Annotated in this window: 13 protein-coding genes; 4 read left to right on the forward strand and 9 right to left on the reverse strand. The window is 41.0% G+C overall.

Annotation, left to right across the window (positions count from 1 at the left end; genetic code table 11):
* Positions 1-275: 275 nt before the first annotated feature.
* Both HWQ42_RS33640 and HWQ42_RS33645 read right to left on the reverse strand, forming a co-directional pair.
* Positions 276-1,202, reverse strand: a complete 927-nt coding sequence (locus HWQ42_RS33640; protein ID WP_292738422.1) for a phosphodiester glycosidase family protein — start codon at positions 1,200-1,202, stop codon at positions 276-278.
* Between the two features lie 85 nt (positions 1,203-1,287).
* Positions 1,288-2,544 (reverse strand): DUF4912 domain-containing protein, encoded by a 1,257-nt coding sequence (locus HWQ42_RS33645; RefSeq protein ID WP_292820008.1) that lies wholly within the window; start codon positions 2,542-2,544, stop codon positions 1,288-1,290.
* Between the two features lie 693 nt (positions 2,545-3,237).
* On the opposite strand from HWQ42_RS33645, the gene HWQ42_RS33650 reads away from it, so the two are divergent.
* Together HWQ42_RS33650 and HWQ42_RS33655 are read left to right on the forward strand one after the other, a co-directional pair.
* The gene (locus HWQ42_RS33650; protein WP_292738420.1) at positions 3,238-3,435 is read left to right on the forward strand and encodes a hypothetical protein; all 198 of its coding nucleotides are present in this window, start codon (positions 3,238-3,240) and stop codon (positions 3,433-3,435) included.
* 716 nt (positions 3,436-4,151) lie between these two features.
* Positions 4,152-9,608: a translocation/assembly module TamB domain-containing protein gene (locus HWQ42_RS33655; RefSeq protein ID WP_334813867.1), complete on the forward strand. Its 5,457-nt coding sequence runs from the start codon at positions 4,152-4,154 to the stop codon at positions 9,606-9,608.
* Positions 9,609-9,804: 196 nt separating this feature from the next.
* On the opposite strand, the gene HWQ42_RS33660 is transcribed toward HWQ42_RS33655, so the two are convergent.
* From HWQ42_RS33660 to HWQ42_RS33680, 5 genes are all read right to left on the reverse strand, one after another.
* Positions 9,805-10,737: a polysaccharide deacetylase family protein gene (locus HWQ42_RS33660; protein WP_292820011.1), complete on the reverse strand. Its 933-nt coding sequence runs from the start codon at positions 10,735-10,737 to the stop codon at positions 9,805-9,807.
* Between the two features lie 448 nt (positions 10,738-11,185).
* Positions 11,186-11,524, reverse strand: a complete 339-nt coding sequence (locus tag HWQ42_RS33665) for a hypothetical protein (protein WP_292820014.1) — start codon at positions 11,522-11,524, stop codon at positions 11,186-11,188.
* 242 nt (positions 11,525-11,766) lie between these two features.
* A complete protein-coding gene (locus HWQ42_RS33670) occupies positions 11,767-13,125 on the reverse strand; it encodes a Rieske 2Fe-2S domain-containing protein (RefSeq protein WP_292820054.1) in 1,359 nt (452 codons plus the stop codon).
* A 691-nt stretch (positions 13,126-13,816) separates the two neighbouring features.
* On the reverse strand, positions 13,817-14,182 hold the full coding sequence (locus HWQ42_RS33675; protein ID WP_292820056.1) for a Lin0512 family protein: 366 nt from the start codon (positions 14,180-14,182) through the stop codon (positions 13,817-13,819).
* A 188-nt stretch (positions 14,183-14,370) separates the two neighbouring features.
* Entirely contained in the window at positions 14,371-14,739 is a 369-nt protein-coding gene (locus tag HWQ42_RS33680; protein ID WP_292738415.1) for a Crp/Fnr family transcriptional regulator, read from the reverse strand.
* A 425-nt stretch (positions 14,740-15,164) separates the two neighbouring features.
* Here HWQ42_RS33680 and ileS point away from each other — a divergent pair, with 425 nt between their 5' ends.
* Both ileS and HWQ42_RS33690 read left to right on the forward strand, forming a co-directional pair.
* Positions 15,165-18,047, forward strand: coding sequence for an isoleucine--tRNA ligase (gene ileS / locus HWQ42_RS33685; protein WP_292820058.1), 2,883 nt, complete (start codon positions 15,165-15,167; stop codon positions 18,045-18,047).
* A gap of 733 nt (positions 18,048-18,780) precedes the next feature.
* Complete coding sequence (locus tag HWQ42_RS33690) at positions 18,781-19,932, forward strand: histidine decarboxylase (RefSeq protein WP_292820060.1); 1,152 nt, start codon at positions 18,781-18,783, stop codon at positions 19,930-19,932.
* A 73-nt stretch (positions 19,933-20,005) separates the two neighbouring features.
* Here the strand turns inward: HWQ42_RS33690 and HWQ42_RS33695 are convergent, their stop codons facing one another.
* Both HWQ42_RS33695 and HWQ42_RS33700 read right to left on the reverse strand, forming a co-directional pair.
* The gene (locus HWQ42_RS33695; RefSeq protein ID WP_292820071.1) at positions 20,006-23,389 is read right to left on the reverse strand and encodes an amino acid permease; all 3,384 of its coding nucleotides are present in this window, start codon (positions 23,387-23,389) and stop codon (positions 20,006-20,008) included.
* Positions 23,390-23,815: 426 nt separating this feature from the next.
* Entirely contained in the window at positions 23,816-24,700 is an 885-nt protein-coding gene (locus tag HWQ42_RS33700) for a ParA family protein (RefSeq protein WP_292738411.1), read from the reverse strand.
* Positions 24,701-25,447: the final 747 nt, after the last annotated feature.

Here is a 25,447-nt window from a genome sequence, read left to right on the forward strand (position 1 = left end):
TTGTAAATAACGAATGATATCAAGTCAGCTTAATGACTTATTAAACCCGAATCACCCCACCCTGCCAAAACATCCTACCGTGTATACACAAGTCTGAAATAGCTGAGAAATCACGGTTTTACCCCTCCCTAACCCTCCCCTTGGAAAGGGGAGGGAAGAGATTTCCGGCTTCCCACCTTTACAAGGGGGGATTGAGGGGGGTAATTTGACTTGTGTGTATACCGTAGGTCAAAGCATCGGGGAGGGGTGCAATAACTCTGGGAATTATAACTATTTTATTTTTTGTAAATCAAAAAAACTGAACCAATCGGCCCAAGATTTTCTACATAAGTTTTCTGGTTGTAATACAATCCTGGAGACATGCCGCCATCAAATAAAATTCCTTCTTGTATCTTACCTAAACAGTTATTGCTAGCAATACCTTCCAAGACATTATCAAACATATCTGGTAGTAACTCTTGATTAAATTGAGATAATTCAATCTCGGAATTAGCTTTCAAGTCATTAACTAATAAGATTACATAGCCTTGATTAGTAATAGCTGCTAGAGAGCGATTAGTTGCATTTTTACAAGCAAATTCTCCCAAATCTTGACAAATATCTTTAAACTTACCCTGACGATAGAATCTGCCATTACCGCCCACTAAATTGTAATTGAGAATATCGTTCGTTCTTCTACCAGCTTGAATAGTAGCCTGTCGCTGCTGGGGTGTACCTCCTGATATCCCAAAGGAAGAACGTTTATTTTTAAATGCTCCTGAATACTCTACGCCACGAGAAATATTTAAGCCTTGGGGTTTATCCTCAGTATCTATATAGTCGGCATTAATTGCGGCAATGGGTAGCTGTCCGTTTAACTTGGCATTCTCATCAGCGATGAGTTCATGAAACTGTTTTGCTACATATTCTTTACGCAGTTTACCTCTACTATCTTTGGCGTAGAGTTTATGAGATAGACCAACATTAACTTTGAAATCTAATTCGGCTGATTTGGGATTAAAAATAATTACATTGTTAATACCTTTAGGATTTTTTTTACCTTGATTATTGGTTTTAAAAAAATCAATACTGAACTTGGCATCTTTGCCAGGGCAACTTTTAGATGCTTTTGGGACTAAATTTGCTTCAATCTTTTGACAACCTGATAATAAGCTTGCACTGATTATCAAGATAAATAACAAAAATAATTTTTTTGTGGACATAATAATACAAAAAAAACCGCTACAGAATCACTATAGCGGGGAATAATTTAAAATTTCAGTCTGGAGTCAATCTCAGAGCCAAAACTTAAGAGAACCATTCTACAACAGCTTCTTCTTTGGTGTTAGTATTCCGAGATGGTGTCTCACGATTAAATTTCATCTGAATTGAGCGGGTTTGCTCACCGTCAGCAGCTACAGCCAAAATTGGGTAGTCAATTAAACCATCCTGGAAGGACATCTGGAAGCGGAATGTTCCATCTGGATTTAGCTTAATTGGACGGCCACCAATGGTTACAGTAGCATCGGGTTCGGTTGCACCGTAGACTATCAACTCAGCATCGGCAATTAACCAGAACTGGCGCGGACGCACTGGTACGGCGGAAGCCGAGAAGCCAACACCTGACATACCTGCACCGGAAGCGGTTAAGCCAGACACGGTAGGAGTTGCCCACAGACCCACACCCGATGGGAAAATGTAGGAGCTAATGGCTTGTTCAGGACGCGCTGCACCTTGTTGGGAGCCGAAGATAGAACCAGCAACTCGTAGTGATTCGGCAGATTCTGCTAAACCAAATATTTCGTCGTAGATGGGGTTACCATTCACAGCATTATTACCAACATTGCCATTGGCAGTAGCTGCAATCTTTTTGGCAGGGGGAACTAGTTCGTACTGAGTTTTGCCACGTAAATCTTCTTCAAAATTTACAGTGATGAAGACATCCTCAATCCAGTCAGAAGGATAGACGGGAGGAATATGTACTTTAGTAGAACGAGCTAGTACTAACCAGCGACCATCAGCAGCACGATAGCCGATATCGATTACATAATCGCGATCGCTAACTGGAACTGGTAGATACCATTCTCTAGCTAGTTCATCAGCAGGATATTCTTGAATGCTATGTGGGCTTTGGTATTCGATATCGATGTCGGTGACATCATAAATCCGTAGTGCCAGTTGTTGTCCGCCTTGACGACGCAGTTCCTCTTTGTGTTCATTGGGAACATCCCAGTAAGTGTAAGCCCATTGAGGATCGCGCGGTAAGAGTACAATCCGGCTTTCACCATAGCCAGAGGGCAAATCTGCCAGTCCTTCATCAACATCAGCTAAAGATCCACCAGTACGATCTTCCTGACCTAATTCAAACTTTGCAGCTTCCACGGTTTCTTGTGCCTCCAATGAACGAGATGGACTGAGTAAGTTTTTGCTACGCTGAACTTCTTGTATTGATGCCAGTAGTTGTGATTTACGCATTCGGCTATAGCGAGAGATGCTATATTCGCTAGCAACTTTGCGTAGTTGGCGTAAGGTCATCTCCTCTAGTGGCGGGCGTTCTTTTGCCATTAATTTGGCCTCCAGTAGTTTAAGCGGTAAATGATTTCCCCTGGTTAAAGAATGCTATGTAAAATCTCATCCATTCCAGATGAATTTTTTATCCTGACTCCTGGTTTTGCCCAGTTTTTAAGTTTTTTAATCTGTTTTTAAATTGAGGCATATCCTTTCAATTCCTTATGATGCCAAAATCAGCATTTCTTTGGGATCGGAGGATTTCTATTTGTTAAGTCAATATTAACCACTAAGCATATCTAGGGATCAAGGGGTAAGAGGTGGGTTTTTTGGCTGTTTCACGAATTTATCAGCCCTTCTGGGATCTAATTGTCATGCTTTCATAACATTGGGGCTGGTTTATGTGTTGAGCAATGGCAACAATATCAAGCTTTCATGACATTGCTCTCTGAGTCAGCCAAAAACCACAATTATTGGGAGACGGAGACACTCCGCCAAGGCGTCAGAATCAAGATGCTCTCTATGAGTCCCTTTAAGGCTTTAGGCTGCGCTATCCACTCTTTCTTGCAAAATTCATTCTGTTAGCGGATAGCTAAGGTTTAGCCCATTCTGGCGACTGACTCCTAAATTCTGTTTCGTTGGATCGCCTTTCTTCCCACCGTTATGTAAAATTAAGTCCCAAGATAGTGTGTACCCGACCATCGGAGAACTTAAGCTTGGGCTATAAGTTTAGGGTTTAAGGAAATAATTATGAATAAGGAAACAGTTCCTAGTCAGGCTGAAAAGTCTAATCCAGAAGGTGATGAGCCAAAATTAAGTCCAGAGGTATTGGACAAAATTAAACACCCTGCCAGAATAGACGATGTTATTCGAGAGCAATCACCACAAGAACGTAAAAGTAACCCAGCTTTAGTACCGGAAATGATTGACGATCCAACTGATGAATGATTGGGTTTGCAAAAGATGAATCGAAAAGCTCAGATTCCCAACTTTTTAGAGAAGTCGGGAATTTTGTTATTTAATTCTTCTTGATATATTTCCAGCGTGTTGATATTTAATAGCACAGTCATAGTCTCAAGTTTTAGTTGATGAATTACTGAATAAAATTCTTTGAGAACTTGACGTAAGCCTAAGTTTTATTCACGAATATTTTGTAAGTGCGTTCATTTAGTATTTGCATCGTGTTATTCGGGGCGCTAAATCCAGCTTTAGAAAGGGACTTTCCACTCTACATTACTTCTAACTTAAGATTATTTACTCTTGTCATCTATACTAAGTTAGATTTTACAAAAGTTAAATTTTATAACCAGAGTCGTATATACAGGTGCGATCGCAAAGTAATTTAATCATAAAATGTTACCTAATTTCTGAAAGAAATATACATACCAATTCTTTTGAAGACGCAGATAAAATTCTAAATAATCTTCCTAATACCAGCGAAGTTTCCAAATTTTAAGACCAATAAAACTAATGTCTGGTGATAAATTATTAATCGAAATAAATTCAGGAATTACGCGAAATTATGAAATAACATAGACGCACCGCAAATGCGTCTTATTGGTGCAGTCTCGTCTAATGAATAGAAGCAACTTGCTGCAAAGTTCTTGCGTAATTCCTGATATTGTGAAACCATATTTTGTAACTTGCGGATACAACTAACTAATTTGTCTCTAGCCTCACTCCAGAAAAAAGTACTGGTACTGGTAACAATCATGAAGCGATCGCCAAATTCAGAAAACAATCAGGAACCATCTAATCGTCGTCTGTGGCTCCTGCTTTTAGGACGTACCAGTTTGGCTCTGGGTGGGGTTTTGCTAGTTGGAATTATAGTTGGTGCTTGGTGGGCTAGAAACTATGTATACAACGATTTGGCACCGTTAGTACAGCAAAATCTTGAGCAATTACTGGGGCGTCCAGTAAAAGTTGGTAACGTTGAACGTTTTTCGCTTTCTAGTCTGAGATTTAGCTCTCTATCGATACCAGTTACTCCCAGCGATCAAGATCGGGTGGTAGCTAAAGCTTTGGAGGTGCAGTTCTCACCGTTGCAACTCCTTCTTAGCCGAAAACTGGCATTAAATGTCACCTTAGTTCAACCCAATGTCTATGTTCAACAGGATAAAGATGGTCGTTGGGTGACAGCCCAAGTTAAGGCTGGGGAGGGACAAGGCTTTATTCAAACTGAGTTGCAGTCACTTCAAATCCAAGATGGCAATATAGAGTTGATGCCATTCACTGCACTCACTAAACCCAATGGCTCAGTAATATTAGAGCGAGTTGGTGGTATTGCCCGATTTTCCGATCAAAATCAAAGGATTGGTTATGACTTCAATACTCAACTCACTAGGGGAGGCGCTGTTAAAATTGTTGGCGAAACCCAACTCAAAGCTCAACAAACTAACCTCCAGCTTTCAGCACAAAATTTACTAGCATCTGATATCACTCGATTAATTCAGTTACCCATCGCTTTACAAGCAGGGTATTTAAATGCTGACTTAGGGGTGCAGATTCCACCCAAACTTTCAGATATCGCGATTACGGGAACAGCTACAGCTAATCAAGTCACCGCTAAAATTCAAAATATTCCTCAGCCGATTTCTAATTTTAATGGGAAATTTCTATTTCAAGGTCAGACGGTTACTTTAGATAATCTGAGTACGAACTTTGGCAAAGTTCCCATTCTGGCAAATGGAACAATTAATACTCAAACAGGTTTTAATGTTTCTGCTCAAATAAGACCAGTTACTGCAAAAAATATCTTAGATACCCTGAAAGTAAATTCGTCAGTCCCAGCTAGTGGCGAAATTCAAGCAAATATTAAAATACTAGGCGCACTTGGGCAACCAGTCATCAATGGTACGGTAAGTAACACCAAACCAATTCAAGTTGACCGCGTTCAATTTAAAACCATCAATACTGATTTCCGCTTGAATGCATCTCAAACTGCATCTCAACTTACTGTCTCCAATCTAAAAATAGTCCCCGCAGCTGGTGGTCAAATTACAGGCAGCGGTCAAGCTAATCTAGGAGCCAAAGATGGGGTATTATTTAATGCTCAAGCTTATGGGATATCAGGAGATATACTAGCACGCAGCTATGGCGTTACTCTACCGATCGCAGTGGGGAATGTTTCAGCAAAAGCCCAAATTTCTGGCTCACTTCGCAAACAGCCCTTGAAGCTTGATGTTTCTAATGTTCAGGTAACGCCGCCAGCCGGAGGGAAAATCACCGCTAATGGTCAAATTCAACTGGCTCCCCAAGGTGAAGTAGGCGTAGATATTCAAGCTCAAGGTATCCCAGGAAATGCGATCGCTCAAGGTTACGGCATTTCAACTCCCATTAATATTGGTGGTATATCAGCGAACGCGAAAATTTCTGGTTCTCTGGGTACACCGTTAAACGTTAATGTTTCTCGCGTTCAAGCAAATCCAGATGTGGGAGGGCAAGTCACAGCTAGCGGACGAGTTCAGCTTGCACCTCAAGGTCGAGTGGCGTTGAATGTGCAAGCAAAAAATATACCAGGGGATGCGATCGCCAAAGCCTACAATTCCTCACCCTCCATCACCATTGGGAATGTCTCGGCAAATGCCGATATTTCTGGCACTCTGAGCAATCTGCAAACAGTAGCGCGGGTGCAAGCGCCTAGTGCCACCTATCCTACTACCGGGCGAGTTGTTGTTACCAAACAAGGAGAGAATATCGTCTTTCCCGATGCGGTTGTGAACGTCGCAGGGGGGACAATCACCGCTCAAGGTCAACTTGCACAACAACGCTGGCAAGGGGTTGTCAAAACTTCTCAAATTCAACTTAGCCGTTTCTCACCACAACTGCGAGGACGGCTGAATAGCAATATTCAGCTAGCTGGCACAACACAATCTTTCCAGCTTGCGGATATTCGCGCTGCCGGACAAATCAGCCTTCCTCAAGGAGTAGCGCAGCTGGCAAAACCACTCACCGCACAATTTAAGTGGAATGGACAGCAGATTATCGTTGAAAACGCAAGTACCGCAGGATTTAGTGCTAATGGTGCGATCGCTATTCAGTCTCCCCCAACTGGCGCACCCCAAATTGCCGGATTTGATTTAAATGTACTGGCGCAGAATTTCAACTTACAAAATACTGGCTTTAAAGTTCCTGGGGATGTAGCAATAGCAGGGCGACTGGATTTTAATGGAAAAGTTACAGGTACTCCAGATGTCCCGCAAGCTAATGGCAATATCCGACTGCGGAATTTCAATGTAAGTAACTTGGCGTTTGACCCACTTTTAACCGGAAACGTGAATTTTCAAGGCGGACAAGGAGGAAGTCTGCGATTAGCTGGGAAACAAGATCGGATTGCCCTTAATTTAGGTGCAGATTATCGTCCCACCTCATTTTTAGTTAAACGCGATGAGGCAGTTACCACAGGTAGAACTGAGGGAGATAATTTGATTGTCAACGCCCAACAGTTTCCCATCGCACTTGTGGGCGGCTTTTTACCTAACAATCAATTGAAACCTTTGGGGGGGCAATTATCGGGTAATTTAGTTGTCAATCTGAATAATTATGCCATTGCGGGGGATGTGGCGATCGCAGGGCCTCGTGTTGCCAGAATTGCAGCCGATGAATTTCGTGGCAGCATCAATTACGCTGATGGGACTGCTAGCTTGGCTAATGGTCTATTGCGGATTGGCGATAGCAACATCGCTCTCAGTGGTAATGTGCAAGCAGGGAATGACCCGCAATTTCAATTCCAAGCTAATTTTGCCGAAGCCAAAATCCAAAGACTTTTACAAGCGTTTAATATCTTCGACTTTCAAGACTTTAGTACCGGGTTGCAGCCTCCGACGTTAGCTGGTGCAGAAGCACTGCCAACTGAATCTATCAGTTTGCCGAATGCAGACTTGAAAACACAGTTAGCATATTTCTCGAATATTACAGCAGCGATAGCCAAAGAACAGCAAGCAGAGAAAAAACAAACCCCATCTTTGCCCAGCCTTGCAGAATTAACAGGTGCTTTAAGCGGAGCAATTACAGCCAATGGCTCCTTAAAATCTGGGTTGAATGTCGGCTTTAATTTTCAAGGTGCTAATTGGCAATGGGGTAATTATTCCATCAATCAAGTCGTTGCTCAAGGGACTTTTGCCGATGGTATCGTCACACTTTCGCCCTTGAGTGTGGGGATTAATCAAGGACTAGTGGCCTTTTCGGGACAGTTAGGAACTGAGCAACTATCTGGAAAATTGAATGTAGCCAGTCTACCTCTATCACTTTTAGAGCCTTTTATCGAAAAATACCCCGTAGATATCACTGGTAATGTAAATGCTGATGCCACCTTAGCAGGTAGTTTGCAAGACCCTAGTGCGAAAGGCAAAGTGACGCTAGCAAATGCGACTCTTAACAAACAACCTGTGCAAACAGGAGAGGTGAACTTTGATTACAACAAAGCTCGCTTAAATTTTGATAGTACCTTACTCGTGACAGGAACACAGCCAGTCGCAATTACAGGTAGCGTACCTGCTCCTTTGCCTTTTGCCGAAGTGCAGCCGGATAGCAATCAAATCAACATCGACGCCAATGTGCAAAATGAAGGATTGGCACTGTTAAATCTGTTGACCAACAATCAAGTCGCTTGGGTAGACGGTCAAGGAAAAGTAGATTTAAATGTTCGAGGTACTTTAAACGAACCAATTATCAACGGCAACGCCACACTTAATAATGCGACCTTTCGCGCTGAAGCCTTATCTGAACCTCTAACCAATGTCACAGGAACAGCGCAATTTAATGGTAGTACGGTAAGCGTTGAAAATATCCAAGGTAATTACAATCAAGGGCAAGTAACTGCATCAGGTATCTTGCCAATTTTTGATGCTCAACAAGCCGCAGCCAATCCCCTGACAGTATCAATAGCAGATAAACTCAATTTTAAGCTTGCAGGACTTTATGAAGGCGGTGTTGGTGGCGATGTCGTGATTCGCGGCACAGCGTTAAAACCTGTAATTGGTGGAGAGATTAAACTGAGTGATGGTCAGGTAATTATTGGCAACTCGACTACTACTGCTAAAAAATCAGCAGCGACAGCAGAGGCTAATACTAACGTCATAAATTTAGATAGACAAGAGGTTAACCCTAATGTCACACCGACAGCAGAGAATAGCGCTAACCCAGTAGCTACAGTAGACGGAAGCAGTAAGCCAGTGGCGACAGCAGACGGAAGCACTAGCGCCGCAACTCCACCCAATTTACCTGTAGAGTTTGCAGATTTAAAGTTGATTTTAGACAAAGATATTCGGGTTACAACTCAGTCTCTACTCAGCTTTGTACCAGGAGGAGCAGCATTAAGTCAGCCTTTATTGAGCTTTGACGCTAAAGGCGACTTGACTATTAATGGTACATTAGCCAAACCACTTCCTGAAGGAGTCATTCGTTTGACAGGAGGACGACTGAGTTTATTTTCCACTGAGTTTACCTTGGCACGGGGCTATGAACAAACTGCGCGGTTTACTCCAAGTCAAGGACTTGACCCGACTTTGGATGTCCGACTGACCGCAATTGTACCGGAAGCATCAGCAAGGAACACTCAAACTTTGGAATCACCCTTGTCTTCTGAAGTCAGCGATGTTTCTGTCAATAACTTTGGGACTTTACGTAGTGTTACCGTTCAAGCTAGAGTGAACGGGCCAGCTAGTAAATTGGGCGACAATCTAGAACTGACGAGCGAACCTAGCCGTAGTAAGGGAGAAATAGTTGCTTTGCTGGGTGGCTCAATTCTAGGTTCTTTTGGTCAAGCAGATGCAGGACAAGGGCTGACTAATTTCGCTAGTTCTACCATTTTAGGTAGTTTACAAGGAACTATCACTGCGATCGGACAGGCTGTTGGTTTCAGTGAATTTCGGATATTTCCGACTCCATCTATTAATAATGAAGAATCAAAAGCATCAAGAGCTTCAATTCTTAATTTATCAGCGGAAGGTGTGTTTGATATTAATAAAAATTTCTCTGCCTCTTTATCACGCGCTCTTTCTAGCGATGACTCTTTCCGTTTCAATGTCCTCTATCGAGTCAATGACGAAATTCTGATGCGAGGCTCAACTGATGTGGGGGATGACAATCAACTTCAAGTTGAGTATGAAACTCGATTTTAGATTGCTACATTGGCATTGTCAGCCAACACAATCGCATTGCTGGCCAATAAACTAACTAATTACCTGGACAGTTAAGGCAAGACGCGATGAATCGCCGTCTCTACAATAATCAGTCCTTTGTAGAGACGGCGATTTATTGCGTCTTTGACGAGCAATAATTTTCATCAAAAAACCTTAACTGAACCGTATTGGGATATCACTGATGATTAAGTTGTTGGTTTGGATGTTCTTGATTTTTTACCACAGGTGATACTTCTGTCTCCACACTTTTTTCTTGGGCTTGTATTTCCAGTAGTTGGGGAATCGTCACAAATCTATAGCCTTCGGCTTTTAAACCTGCGATCATTTCTGGTAAAGCTTTGACAGATTTGGAACGGTTGCCGCCCCCATCGTGCAACAGTACAATTGCACCAGGTTTTGCATATTTCAGCACATTTTTGACCAGCCCCGTAACTGGAGGCGAACGACGTTCAGCATCTCCCGATTGTTCTGACCACATCATGACAGTGTACTTCTTGTTTCTGGCATATTCGGCTAGTCCATTATTCAGAAAACCGCCAGGAGGACGAAATAGACTAGTTTTCTTTCCGGTAGTCTTGTAGATGATCTCTGCTGTACGATCGATTTCACTGGCCGCAGTAGCTAAGTCCATGTGACGATACCAATGATGCCATGTGTGATTACCAATTACGTGACCATCAGCAGCCACTTGCTTGGCAACTTGAGGAAAATATTTCACCATTTGCCCGATCATGAAGAATGTGGCTTTGACATCATTTTTCTTCAAGATTTCTAAAATCTGTGCCGTATTTTTGGGGCCGGGGCCATCATCAAAAGTTAGGGCAATAACTTTTTCATTCGGTTTTAGTTTCCCTTGATAAACGATTGTTCCCTGAAATGCCTTTGGCACTTCATTCATCTGGTCTGTTGCTGGAATGATATTCTGTGCATCTGCACTCATCAGTTTGTTATGACTCGCTTTAGCACTCTCGCTTTTTGGTTTTATAATTCCAAACAAATGCTCAAATCCGCTTGTGGTTAAAAGCAAGCTGATACATAGACTACTAGCACCAGTAACCAATGTAATAATTATTAGTTTTAGTAACAAAGATAATTTACGACTAGACACATTAAATCTCCTCAAATATTAGTTATTAGTTATTGGAGATTGGTTTCTCCCTGATGTTTCCATACCTTTACCCGGACTTGATATTACTCGTAGTCTGTTGTAATTAATATATCTACTGCTGAAAGAAAAAAGAAAACAATAAAATACCTTGAAACATTCCAGCTAAAGGATGTCTCAATTTAATCTGTACTAATTTGCTACCATTATTAATCTGAATAAAATAATACTCAGTAGATTTAGCTGACCAGTAGAGTCAGCAATGATAGCAGTATAACCGTAACCTGGACAAATGCTAGATAGTCATTGATTTACATAGTCGAGGACTTTGCAAGTGTCGATATTTGTTATTTGCTTGCGATCGCTTCCAGCGGGCGGTTACGCCATCGCAGTTTTTGCTTATCCTTGCCTAGAGAGGCAGAAGGTGAAAACCTACTACCTCATATCCTCTTCAATCTTCATCAAGGGCTGGGAAAGCTTCTTCAAGCTGCCACAACCGATCTTTATTTTCAACGAACCAAACACGAGTTTCTGGAGTTAATTTACTCCAAATGTCTTCAACAGGGATGTGAGGAGATGCATACTGGTACTGCTGACCAAGTGATTTGAGATTGTCCGCTACATCACGGGGAATTCCAAATTGTTCCCAGTCAACTGTTATATGTCTTCCCGAAACTCCGGCTGTGGGGTCGAAAACCAATTGTGCCGATCTGACTAAATCAGCAAAGTGTTTCGGTTTGAGTTTGGTGATTTCCTGAAGTTGGAGTAATTCGTTATGCTCTTGAGACATGATCGCCGCAGTGGTAAAGATTAGTGATTCAGTTGAACTTACTGCCAGAGATTTTTATCCCAATATTTTTACTTTAGCGCAGACCCACTAACTCGATCGTGACTTAACAAGACTTGGGGTGTGAGCGAATCGTTTGAGGTGAGCAAATTTACCACACATCTATCAGTAAAATGTTTAAGCCAGTAATGAAAAGTTTCTAGTAAGCACTAAAGTGCTTACTAGAAATGTTCTCAGCACTTATTTTAGTGGCGAGTGTAGGAACGCTCAAAGCGAGTTTTGAGTGTATGAGCCATAACAGATATGACAATTGCTGCTATGGAAAGCGATATTGCTGCGATTTTGATTCTAGAATCATCTGCAAGTATCGCTACAGCAGCTAGAGCGATCGCTACCCCAATACAACCTTGTTTGACCCGATTTGTCACTTGATAAGCTCGATTGCAAGAACTACAAATAAGTGTGTGTCGTGAAAATCTGTCTAGCAAAATCGGCTTTGAATTCAACTCGTCATTCTCAACATTTTTCCATGTAGAATAACCTTGATAAAAAGGCAAAGATGACCCAAATTTATCTAGCCACTTACGGAACTCAATCACTAATGTGTCAGATGTTTTCAGCGGCAAATATAATTCTTGGAGACTTCTTCCCAAGCGCTCAATTTCTGCCTGTTGTCCCGCAATCAGAGGCAAATCCTGCTCCAATATTTTGTTCGTATTCAAGTGATCGAGCCAGCGCGGCCTCAGCTTGACTCCCCAAGTCATGAAATTACGATAACCTCTAGCTAAAAGACGGCATCGCCCTTTACCTAAAGGAATTGAATACAAAGCTAGTCCAAATGTCCAATCTTTTTTTTCAATATAAGCAGTGTTCAGTACAAGACTTGGAGCAACAAAATCAACATACTTCCAGGCTTCATTTGATTTGTTAGCTCCCCGCCACCTGCCTTTAACCCCCTGAGCCGAATTCTCTAGCACTTCCATTTCTAGCGGTTGGGCATTTTTACGATTACCACCACCCCTAGTGCCATTATGGCTAATAGCAACATGAGCCGGATCGATAACATTTTCGACTAGATATGTTTGGTCATAAGGCAGATCCAATATAAAGTCTGCACACACAAATCCTGACTTATCTAAATCTGGCAAAATTGGAATAATTTCATCAACAGCAGTTTCTTTTTCGCCAGCCCATACCCAAATCATACCTTGGCGTTCCACAACTTTAAAGGATGGTACGCAAGCATTGACTGGAATTTTTGCATCTGTTGGTAATTGGGGAATATGCAGACATTGACCATCACTGCCAAATTGCCAGCCGTGATATAAGCATTCAATTTTGCCATCAATAATTTGTCCTTTAGAAAGTTTGGCTGTACGGTGAGGACAACGATCTGCTAAACAAATCAATTGTCCATCTTTGTCTTTGAACAAAACCAAGGGTTCATCGTACAGGGAAAAACTATGAGGGCGATTGGTAGGTAAGTCTTGTACAAAAGTGACAGGATACCAGCATTCCCTCCAGTTAAATTCTTGCTTTTCCTCTAGTTTCTCAAAGGTAGAAGTTGGTGGTGTCGCCTGTAGTGTTTCTGTTTCTGATGACATATTTCTCTCCAGGTTTCTATTATTTTATACTTTTGGATTAGCAAATCTTTAGTCCCATAGATAGAACATTTCTAGGGTAAAAATTAAAAAATCACTAAAGTAGAGCGGTGTAAATAATTCAAGGTTTGTAGCTTCAGCCCTATTATGAGGACTAAAGTCCTCTCTGCGAGACGCTTCGCGTAGCTTGCTTCCCCAAAGGGGTACACTACAAACTAATCTCAATATCTTTTACATTAATTAATCTAGTTTATTTATTCTCGCCGAATTATTAATGGGCAAGCATTTTGAACAAGTCAAAGGTCATTTTGCTTGCGGAAAACACTGAAATGAGTAAGCAAACTGGGGTTTGAATAAGTCAAAGTTCGTTTTGCTTGCGGAAAACACCAAAATGAGTAAGCAAACTGGGGTTTGAATAAGTCAAAGTTCGTTTTGCTTGCGGAAAACACCAAAATGAGTAAGCAAACACAGCTTTTGAGTAAGTCAAACGTCATTTTGAGAAAGCATTTAAGTATTTTTAGCAAGTAAACGGGTATTTTTATAAAGAAATGAGGCTTTTTGATAAAGTAATCAGCAAATATACTTGACGATTAAAAATAGCGTCGGTACAAATAAAGTAAACGCTCAAATCACTTAATAACTTTTCTATAACTTTCAATTAGTGATTTGTTTATAGAGGAAGGAATTGCCTCAGCTACTCATCTTCGATTAGAACTGTAACAGCAGCGATCGCAATCAACATTTCGTCATTTTTATCGTTGAGTTCGGGAATCGCCCGCCCCTGAACGATCATCCCGCCAGATTCTACGGTGAGGCTTTTTCGCCCAAATGGTAATACAGCGAGTACTTCTTCTTCTCTAACTTGTTCTGGGTATGGCACTGCCACCTGAACTTCTATAATCATTTGATTGGGATGACTTAAACCTGCAACTTCCCAAACACCAGGTAAGGCATTGTGAGCGATCGCATTTCGTACTGCCCTAGATGCTGCTACTGTTGGTTCTTGTCCATGCTGATCGATTCCCATCCCCATCTCAATAATCAATCGTTTACGCGCCATTAGCTACCTCCGGTAAATTTTGCACCTTTGACTTTATATAAATCAGGAGTCAAAAGCCAGCATCTAGAATTCTTTGAATACTGACTTCTAACTCCCCAAGCGAGAGAATTATATCTATGGCCTTCTAAAAAAGGAGGCAAAATTAGTGGCAGATTCTGATTATTGGAACTTATGCCGACTGAGGTGATTTAGACCATACGCTGCAAGCGACTCAAACGCTCTGAGTAACTTTTCATCACCTGTATCGCAAACATAGGTGTTTCCTGAACAGCAAAGAGAAACCCCTCTTCATCAAGGAAACCTAGTTTAGTATCCACCTTAGCAATAGCTGTGTAATTTCTATTTTTTTGCCCTACAAGTATCCCAGCACCAAAAACTTCGCCTGTTTCAATGGTTTCTACAACCTTACCATTGACTACTATATCTACCTCTCCTTCCAGAATGCCGTACATATTATCACCAGACTGTCCTTCTTCAAAGATGACTTCACCTGCTGAGAATACTTTAGGATCGGGTTGTTTTTGAAAGATACTGACTGTTATTACAGGACTTAGCATTAGAGCAACCCCAAAATTTTTGGTTTTTAGACGAAACTTGTTGATAGCTTTAGGCGAACCCAAAAAAGTATACTACTTTCTGTCGATTAACTCTCAATCTCCGCAAAATTTCTGATTAATCGTCTATAAACCTCTCCCTGGTTTTACAATGCAAAACCGTCCCTCTCGCCCGTCGGAGAGACACTTTTACCCCACCCTAACCCTCCCCTTTCTAAGGGGAGGGAACTAGATTTTCTTGTTTCCCCCCAATGCATCGGGGGGATTAAGGGGGGTAATTCGACTTGTGTATACACGCCGAAGCGGAGAGGGGCTGGGGGGAAGGTCAAATAATACTTATCAAACTCAGGTTAAAATAGTGAATTTTGGTTTTCAGGCTATCTTCTATAATTAATAAAACCTGCACACCTAATTCTAGGCATGAGACTGTGACCGAATCAGGAAGTTACAAAGATACTGTAAACCTACCCAAGACTAATTTTGATATGCGGGCAAACGCCATCAAGCGCGAGCCTGAAATCCAAAAATTTTGGGAAGAAAATAAAATTTACGATCGCCTCTTTGAAAATAACCCCGGCGAATTATTTATACTGCACGATGGGCCTCCCTACGCTAATGGCTCACTCCATATTGGTCATGCCTTAAATAAAATTCTCAAAGATATTATTAACCGCTACCAAATGTTACAAGGGCGTAAAGTTCGCTACGTTCCTGGTTGGGATTGTCACGGATTGCCAATTGAGTTAAAAGTTTTGCAGAACATGAAGTCAGCAGAACGGCAAAATTTAACGTCTTTACAACTGCGGCAGAAAGCAAAAGAATTTGGTCTAGCTACAGTAAACGACCAGCGCCAAAATTTTAAACGCTACGGTATTTGGGGGGATTGGGAAAACCCTTATCTAACTCTGAAGCCGGAATATGAAGCGGCTCAAATTGGCGTGTTTGGTCAGATGTTCTTAAAAGGCTACATCTATCGCGGTTTGAAGCCGGTTCACTGGAGTCCCAGTTCTAAAACCGCTTTGGCTGAAGCTGAGTTGGAATATCCAGAAGGTCACGTTTCCCGCAGTATCTATGCAGCTTTTCAAGTTACCAGTTTGGCGGAAGCTGTAAAACCACTGTTGGCGGAATATCAGTCAGATTTGGGCGTGGCTATCTGGACGACTACACCTTGGACAATTCCAGGGAATTTGGCTGTGGCGGTAAATGCAGATTTAAATTATGCAGTGGTGGAAGTTTCCCGCCCAGAGGGGGAGGCGGAGAGTAATTTCAAATACCTAATCGTTGCTGCTGATTTAGTAGAACGTTTATCTTCAACCTTGGGAGTTGAGTTAACTGTAAAAGCCACGTTCAAAGGGAATGATTTAGAACATACTACTTACCGTCATCCTCTATATGACCGCGAAAGTCCGATTGTCGTCGGCGGTGATTACATTACTACTGAATCGGGTACGGGATTAGTGCATACTGCTCCCGGTCATGGTCAAGAAGACTACATCGTAGGTCAGCGTTACGGTTTGCCCATCCTTGCACCAGTGGATGACAACGGCAATTTTACCGAAGAAGCGGGACAATTTGCGGGGTTAAATGTTCTGGGTGATGGGAATCAAGCGGTAATTGATGCATTAAATGCGGCTGGTTCTTTGTTGAAAGAAGAACCATACCCCCACAAGTATCCTTATGATTGGCGGACGAAAAAGCCAACGATTTTCCGCGCTACGGAACAATGGTTTGCTTCGGTGGAAGGATTTAGAGAAGAAGCATTAAAGGCGATCGCCACGGTAAAATGGATTCCAGCCCAAGGTGAAAATCGCATCACGCCAATGGTGGCGGAACGTTCCGATTGGTGTATCTCTCGTCAACGCGCTTGGGGTGTACCCATTCCCGTTTTCTACGATGAAGCCACGGGAGAACCACTGCTGAATGAGGAAACTATTAACTACGTCCAAGCAATTATCGCTGAAAAAGGTTCCGATGCTTGGTGGGAACTTTCGGTTGAGGAATTATTACCAGAATCTTATCGTAATAATGGTAAGTCGTACCGCCGGGGTACAGACACAATGGATGTATGGTTTGATTCTGGCTCATCTTGGGCAGCTGTCGTTCAACAGCGTCCAGAGTTACGCTACCCTGCTGACATATATTTGGAAGGTTCCGACCAACATCGCGGTTGGTTTCAATCCAGTTTGCTCACCAGCGTAGCAGTAAATGACATTGCGCCTTACAAAACTGTGCTAACTCACGGCTTCGCTTTGGATGAACAAGGGCGAAAGATGAGTAAGTCAGAAGGAAATGTGGTTGACCCAAATACAATTATTGAAGGCGGAAAAAATCAAAAAGTAGAACCACCTTACGGTGCAGATGTATTGCGATTGTGGGTATCATCGGTTGACTACTCCGGCGATGTTCGCATTGGCAAAAACATCATCAAGCAAATGAATGATGTTAGAGGCAAAATTCGCAATACGGCGCGGTTTTTGTTGGGTAGCTTGGATGATTTTGACCCGGAAAAAGATGCAGTTCCCTTCGAAGAATTGCCAGAACTTGACCGTTATATGCTGCACCGCATCACCGAAGTATTTGAAGAAGTAACCGAAGCCTTTGAGAGTTTCCAATTCTTCCGCTTTTTCCAAACAGTGCAGAATTTCTGCGTGGTGGATTTATCCAACTTTTATTTAGATGTTGCCAAAGACAGGCTGTACATCAGTGCAAAAGATGCTTTCCGCCGTCGCAGTTGTCAAACGGTGCTGAAGATAGCTTTAGAAAATTTAGCACGAGCGATCGCACCAGTGTTATCTCACACTGCCGAAGATATCTGGCAATATTTCCCCTACAAAACACCTTACAAATCGGTATTTGAAGCCGGTTGGGTACAGGTTGAAGAAAAATGGCGTAATCCAGAGTTAGCGGAATTTTGGGAAACGCTGCGACAACTTCGCACCGATGTGAATAAGGTGTTAGAACAAGCCAGGATAGAAAAACTCATTGGTTCTTCCTTGGAAGCCAAAGCTTTGATTCATATACCTCACAAACAATTAGGCGATGCTATCAAAGCCTTTAACCCGGTTAAAGGTAACGGGATTGACGAACTGCGGTATTTATTGCTGACTTCCCAAGTGGAATTATTAGATTCTGCTGAGGGTTTGCAAGGATTAGAATATACAGCACAGACAGAAGACTGGACAATTGCTGTAGTAAAAGCAGATGGGCAAAAGTGCGATCGCTGTTGGAACTACTCTATTCATGTGGGAGAATCAGCAGAACATCCCCTAATTTGCGAACGATGCGTTGCAGCCTTAGCTGGAGAATTCTAAAAGCAAAAATCCCACGTAGGAGTGAAAAAGAATATAGAGACGAGCAGTGCTAAGTCTCTATTAGGGTTCTGTATAACGCCTATTTAATTTCTGGAAATATCTTTTTAGCTTGATGAAGTCCGCTTATGCGGACTTCGCTTGTATAGCCTAGTGTTCTGTCCCATTAATTTTGTTGGGTGAATCAAATTTCAAATTCTCTTCTTTCCTTCTTCCTTCGTGTACTTCGCGCCTTCTCTGCGAGACGCTACGCGTAGCTTCTCCGTGGGAGTATGCGGTTCGTTCTCTTATCCCTGAAATGTAATGAGACAGACTACTAGTACAGCACGGCTTAAATAAACATACCATTTCAAATGGCGCAAGAAGCTCGGAATACAATTCTTTTGACTTTTGACTTTTGACTTCCTCCTTGCGGTACTAGTCATTACCAGAAATTACGCAACTTGCACAAAGTTAAATATGTGATTAAATCAGGTTGCAGTCAGCGACTGAAAAAAGATTTTATGTAATACGCATTATAGTTATCTCGTATTATGTAGAAGTTCTAAGTGTAATATACTTTTACATAAAAAATTTGGGTATTATCACTGAATCTTCGTCAGTATTTTCACTGTATTATTTTCAATTAAGGAGCCAAACCAATAGATTGTTAAGAAAATCTAAAGGTATGGATTAATACGTAGAATTTAGTTTAAAACATCCATTAACTCAATCAAAATTTAACAGATACAAAGATATGTCAAATAAAGTTGCTAAAGAATTGGCTGATTTTCTGATGCAAATAGAACAGCGATCGCAGCTTCATGCAGGCTATCCATATAATTTAAGTTGTGATTATAGTGCGATCGGCAAATTTTTCAATTTTCTGTTAAATAATGCTGGAGATCCATATATTGAACCAGATTTTGGTCTCCATTCTCGTAAATTTGAGCAAGAAGTATTATCTTTTTTTGCCGAACTCTATAAAATTCCAGAAAATCAGTTTTGGGGTTATGTTACTGCTGGCGGAACTGAAGGTAATTTATATGGAATATTCTTAGCAAGAGAAATCTATCCCGATGGCATTCTTTACTCATCACAAGACTCTCATTACTCCATACCAAAAGCAGCAAAACTATTCCGCATCAAACATAATATTGTTAACTCACAAATTAATGGAGAGATGAATTATGAACATTTTGAAAAACTTGTTAGCGAAAATCGGAATTATCCTGCGATCGTCAATTTGAATATTGGGACTACTGTCAAAGGTGCAATTGATAACTTAGACAAAGTTATCGAAATCTTAGAACGTAATCAGATTAAAGATTACTACATTCATTGTGATGCCGCACTTTCAGGATTAATATTACCCTTTCTAGATGGCGCTCCACAAGTTAACTTTCAAAAACCCATAGATAGTATAGCGATTTCTGCTAAATTCATTGGTTCACCCTTACCTTGCGGTGTAGTTTTAACCAAGAAAAAATGGGTAGAAAAAGTTGAAACAGAAATTGAATATATTGGTTCATCAGATACAACCATTCTGGGTTCTAGAAACGGTCATACCCCTCTGATTCTCTGGTATGCAATACAAACAAGAGGTTACGATGGATTAGCCAAAGAAGCAAAAACCTGTATAGATAATGCCCAGTATCTTTTCCAACAACTTAAAATCAGAGAATATCCATGTATGCTCAATAAATTTTCCAATACCGTAGTATTTCAAAAACCTTCTCAAAAATTAATTAAAAAGTGGCAGTTAGCAATTTATGAAAATTGGGTACACATCGTAGTCATGCAAAATATTGATCGGCACAAAATTGATACTTTTGTTAACGAGCTTTTGTTAGAAGAAGGGTTAGTTGATAACGTAGAAAATTTCCAGCTACAGTCAGCGCTACACTAAAAATAGATTGGCAAGTGAAATTTATTTCTCAGTTTGAAAAGTGTTTCTCTAAACAGAATTTGCTCCCAAGATTTTATCTTTTTAAAAAGTTTTTTCCGCACAAGTTCGCAGCAAGTAGTATTTCTACTTCTGCCTGTTCCATAGGTGGTAAGAAGAAATACCCTTGCCCATAATCACATTGTAAAGCCTTCAATTGTGCTAATTGGTCTAAAGTTTCTATGCCTTCTGCTGTTACAGACATATTTAAATTATGGGCTAATGTCACAATCGCGCGAATAATTTCTAAGTTTTCTCCTCGACTACCTATACTAGTGACAAAAGAGCGGTCAATCTTAATGGTTTTGATTGGTAGGCGATGTAGATAACTCAAAGATGAATAGCCAGTCCCAAAATCATCCATGTGCATCTCGACATTCAGCGCTGTTAACTGGGAAAGGACGGTGGTAGCTAATTCAAAATTATCCATCAACAAGCTTTCAGTAATTTCCAATTTCAAATAGCATGGCTCAAGTCCAGTTTGCTGCAAAATATGTTTAACCTGTTTAAACACATCAGGTTGTGTGATTTGCTTACCAGAAAAATTTACGCTAATTGTCAGAGGTTGTGAGGTAGGAAATTGTTTATGCCATTTCTGCATTTGGTAACAGGCTTCATAAAGCACCCATTGTCCGATACTAACAATCATGCCAGTTTCCTCAGCCAAAGGAATAAAATCTTGAGGGGAAATAAGCCCTCGTTCTGGATGATACCAACGTATCAGTGCCTCAAATCCAATAATTTTGCCAGTTTCTAGTGAAATAATTGGTTGGTAATCAAGGCGAAATTCTTCTTGCTTGAGTAGCGCATTTCGCAGAGCAGTTTCTAACTCTAAGAGTAAAGCTGCACCCTCGTGCATTTTTGGATCAAAAACCTCATAACGTGCCTTACCAAGTGATTTGGCACAATACATTGCCACATCAGCATCGCGTAGAATTTGCGCTGCTTGCTCATAATCTGCTCTACTTAAAGCAATGCCAATACTAACATTAGTAAACACCCGATGCTCATTTAATTGAAATGGCAAAGCTAGCACCTTTTTAATTCGCTCGGCCACCTGTATTGGGGTGTTAATATCCTCAATTTCGTCAATTAAGATTGTGAACTCATCTCCGCCAAAACGAGCAACTATGTCTCCGCCTCGCAGAACTGACTTTAGCCGATGAGAAATTGCAATCAAAAGTTGATTTCCTAGTAGATGTCCAAGGCTGTCATTAACAACTTTAAAGCGGTCTAGGTCTAAGAAGAGTACAGCAAATAAATAATTATTTTGCTGTTTACCCTGTTCTATTGCCTGCTGCACCCGCTCCATAAATAATCGTTGATTAGGTAATCCAGTTAGCCCATCATGAAGACTATTGTGCAGTAATTGTTCTTGTGCTTCTTGACGTTTAACAATGTCTTGTTGAAGTTGTTGATTAACTCTAATCAGTTCAATAGTGCGTTCTAGCACCAACTGCTCAAGCTGATAACGATACTGGACTAATTCTTCTTCTGCTAGCTTTCGTTTAGTGATATCACGAACAATCACAATATACTCTCGCAGCAGAGAATTAAATGGCTGTGAAATCGTCGATTCAACAATTCGCAAACCTTGGTTAATTTTCAAGCTTTGCTCACTCCGAGTAGACCATTGCTCAGGTTTACCGCGATAGCATATTAGAAGTTGACTCAAGTTTTGTCCAAGCAGCTGCTGAACACTTGTCTGAAATAATTCTTCAGCAGCAGCATTTGTCTGAGAAATTGTCCCGTCTTCATCTAATACTAAAACAGTATCGGGAACGGTATCGAGAGTAGTGATAAATAGGTTTCTTGCTTGTTTGCGTGCTTCATCAATAGCAATAATTTGTGGTAAAGTTGTCCAGCAAGCGATCGCAACCCCTGTAAAAGAAAGCGTCACTAATAAAATCGCTAAAAAAGAATGTTGAGGATTACTAGAAAGTCTATCTAAAAAATCGCGAATAACCCAACTGATTGTGGCAGTAATACAAATTAATGATACTAAAACAATCACTTGTAATACTACAAAATCTGGATTATTTCTACTAGACTTAGTATCGTAACGCTGTGTCCACCAATTTGGGTGTAATGGCGCAAATCTTAAGCGGCGTAGTAATAAATCTCCGAGCATCAAAATAATGGGTAATAATAATCCCACTAAGAAATCTCTCCAGTTCCAAGCTAAACCTCCCACTATTAGAACTACTGCTTCTATCAAGAAAAACCCAAGCGACAACCAAGGCCATAAAACGTGCGGTTTACCACGGCACATCCATAATCCCAGATGTAGACCCATAATAGACATGAGATAACAGGTGCCTGCTACTGTGACAAGTTGAGATATATTTCCCAAATTTAGACAAAGCAAACTGAGTAGAAAGGTAACTAAAATAGCAGGGACAAGGACACCTTGACGGGAAACTAATGCAAATATAGGAGCAAGCTGTCTATCTAAGGCAAGCTGATATAATATCCGAGGAGAATTAGAAACTGCTGTAGCAGAACTTAGAAGGCAAGATATAGTAATCAGAAGTGTTACTAAAAAGGAGGTAGATTCACCCCAAAAAGGTTTAGAAGCCGCTACCAGATTTAAGAATACATCGTCACCTATTGTTGGATTGGGAGCAGAACACATTAATACCCAAGAACCACCTAGAAACACCGGAGGAATTAACCAAGCAGCTACGGTTAAAAACTTTAAAGTTTTATATGGGTGGCGACTATCAGCAACAAAAGAAGAAGTGGTTTCACAAGCATAAATTGAATAGCTAGCTAGAAAAAACCACTTTGCCCATTCTTGAAAGCTCAAGTTATGTGTGCTAATTGGGAGAAAATTAAAATTAGCAGATGAGAAGGTTAACCATAATACGCCTTGGACACAAAACACTAACAGTAATAAAATTGCTGGAAATACAAAAAATAAATGTAGGAGCGCCAAAGCACGGGTGCCACTGAACGCTAAAATGAATGGAATGGCTGTAAATAAAACTTTTAAGAAAGTTTCTGGACAATAAATACCTAATGTTTCAAAATTGACTTTAATTAAGTTAGTGAGAATAATCGCATACAGTGCTGGTGCTGCTGCCCAGCTAAAAAAGTATCCTAATGCTACGTAACGGCCTAAGCTAGGAAATTTCTTTAATAACCTTGTGGTATAGTTTGGTGTCCCTCCAGCAACATCTAACCAATGTCTACCTAGACTTTGTACTTGCAAGTTAAGCAAAAAGGAAATAATCGTGCCAAAAAACCAAACTAAGATAGCTTTTGGGCCTAACGCTGCATGAATGATGGGGGCAGTACCAATCCATCCAACATGACCAGTTAACCCGAAGCCCCAGGTTTCGAGATAACTTAGAGTCCGTGGTAGGCGCATTAGCAAGTGTTGATTGTTCTCCGCCCGTGCAGAATCATTACTAACCATTGTTTCTTAGTGAGATTTACTGACCTTTTCACTCAATAGCTGAATCTCACCGATTATAGCTTCCGTATAACTGCTGAACTTTAGAAAAGGATAACTCATTTGTCACTGAATTGTGAATTTTAGATTTTAGATTTTAGATTTACCCCATACCTAAAGCCTTTTTCTGCAAGAAAGAATTTTAACTTTGGGATTTGAGATTTGTTCCACGTAGCTTGTTTCTCACGGAGTAAATATAAATTCTCTTTCTTTAGACCTTTGTGAAAATCGAAAGGTTCAGATTTCCGACTTAATTTAATAGACAGCTCCAGAAATTAATTATTCATTGCCTGAAACCCTTGTAAAGACGTAGCATTGCTGCGTCTTTACAATTCATATCTCTAATTTAATAAATCAGAAATTATGTTGTTCATCAATGATTAAGTAGGGCTATAGCTTTTGCAACAACTCCTGAGTTAATTGCAAGAAAGCTTTTGAACCTGCTGATTGAGGAGCAATTAAAACAGCTGGCATAAAACTATCAACAGCCTTAGCAACGTTGACATCAACTGGTATTTGTACTTTGCAAATTTTTTCGACACCAAAATCTTCTACAACGCGGTGCATTACTTGTTTATAGTATCTGCCAGTGAGCAGGTTAGCGCTAGACATACTAAATACAATTCCCAACATTTTTATATCTATCTTGGTTTCATGTCCGTGACTATCTTTTAATTGGGCAATCCGTCTTTCTAGGAGTTGAATACCTACTACAGATAATGGTTCTGGTTTCGCAGGGAGTATGTAGAAATCACTAGCGGCTAAAGCGCTACGAGTCAATAGATTATAGCCAGGGGCGCAATCGAGAAGGATAAAATCATATTCTTGACGTACTGGTTTTAAGATGTTATTAATTAAGACCCTTTCAAAGCGATTCCAAATCGTTTCAAAGTCCTGTTCTCCCAAAGCAGTTGCTTGCTGATGCAGCATTTCTGAAACAACAAATTCATCATATAAATCGATGTCTCCTGGCAATAAATCTAGTCCGGGAAGATTACAAACCTGGGATTGAATAATATCCTGAATTGTAAGTTTTGCTTGTGGGTCTGGATTGATAACTTCGTCTATCAGATACCTAAATGTCTTACTTTGTTTCCGACGCTTGGCAAAATCTAAAGGCGACATCAAGCTGAGTGTGGCACTAATTTGGCTGTCTAAATCAAGTACAAGCACCCGCTTGCCATGATTTTTAGCTAAACAGGTAGCTAAGTTGACGGTGAGGGTGGTTTTACCAACACCACCTTTCATATTGGCAGTAGCAATTACATATCCCATTGATTGAGTCCTCTATTGACGCATTCCCACTAGTACCGCAAGGCGGAAGTCAAAAGCCAACTGATTTTGGATTTTAAATTTTGGATTTTGGATTAAAAAATTCTCAATCTAAAGTCTAAAATTGGCACGGTCAAAAGTCAAAATGAATACAGCGTAAGAGTTTCGTTGATTTGGAATGGTGAGGCAGTCCGGTCTTCTCCCAAAGGGAGAGGCTAGCGCCAAGGGGGTTCCCCCCATGAGGAACTGCCGTTAGCGCAACGTTAGCGAGCCTGCGTTCGCTTTTAGCGTCTCGTAGAGAGCGTCACCCGTTAGCGCAGCGTTAGCGAGTCATCGAGCGTCAGGGGTGGTGTATTTACGCCGTGATGTACTAGTCTGTCAAGAAATAATTGAGAGGTGCGGATTGTTTGTAGTTAGCGTTAAAGCACAAACTACGAACCTAACGCGGTGTGCAACTTTCTCTCAAACCTAACCCCCCGCCCCTTCCCTTGTAGGGAAGGAGAGCAAGACTTAAAGCCCTCTCCCCGCTTGCCTAACGGCAGGCTGACGCCAACGGGGAGAGGTTTGGAGAGCGGTTTCAAGAATAAGTCGCACATTGCACAACCTATCAAATCAAACTTGACAGAATACTAGGTAGCGTACACCTCTGCTGATATTTTAAATCTTCCATTAAATTTAATATTTTCGGAAATTCAAAAGAGTGATTTTAGCGATGTTTACTCGATTGAGGCAGCAATATGTAGTTGGATC

The sequence above is a fragment of the Nostoc sp. JL23 genome (genome assembly GCF_017115065.1).
Lineage (GTDB): Bacteria > Cyanobacteriota > Cyanobacteriia > Cyanobacteriales > Nostocaceae > Nostoc > Nostoc punctiforme_A.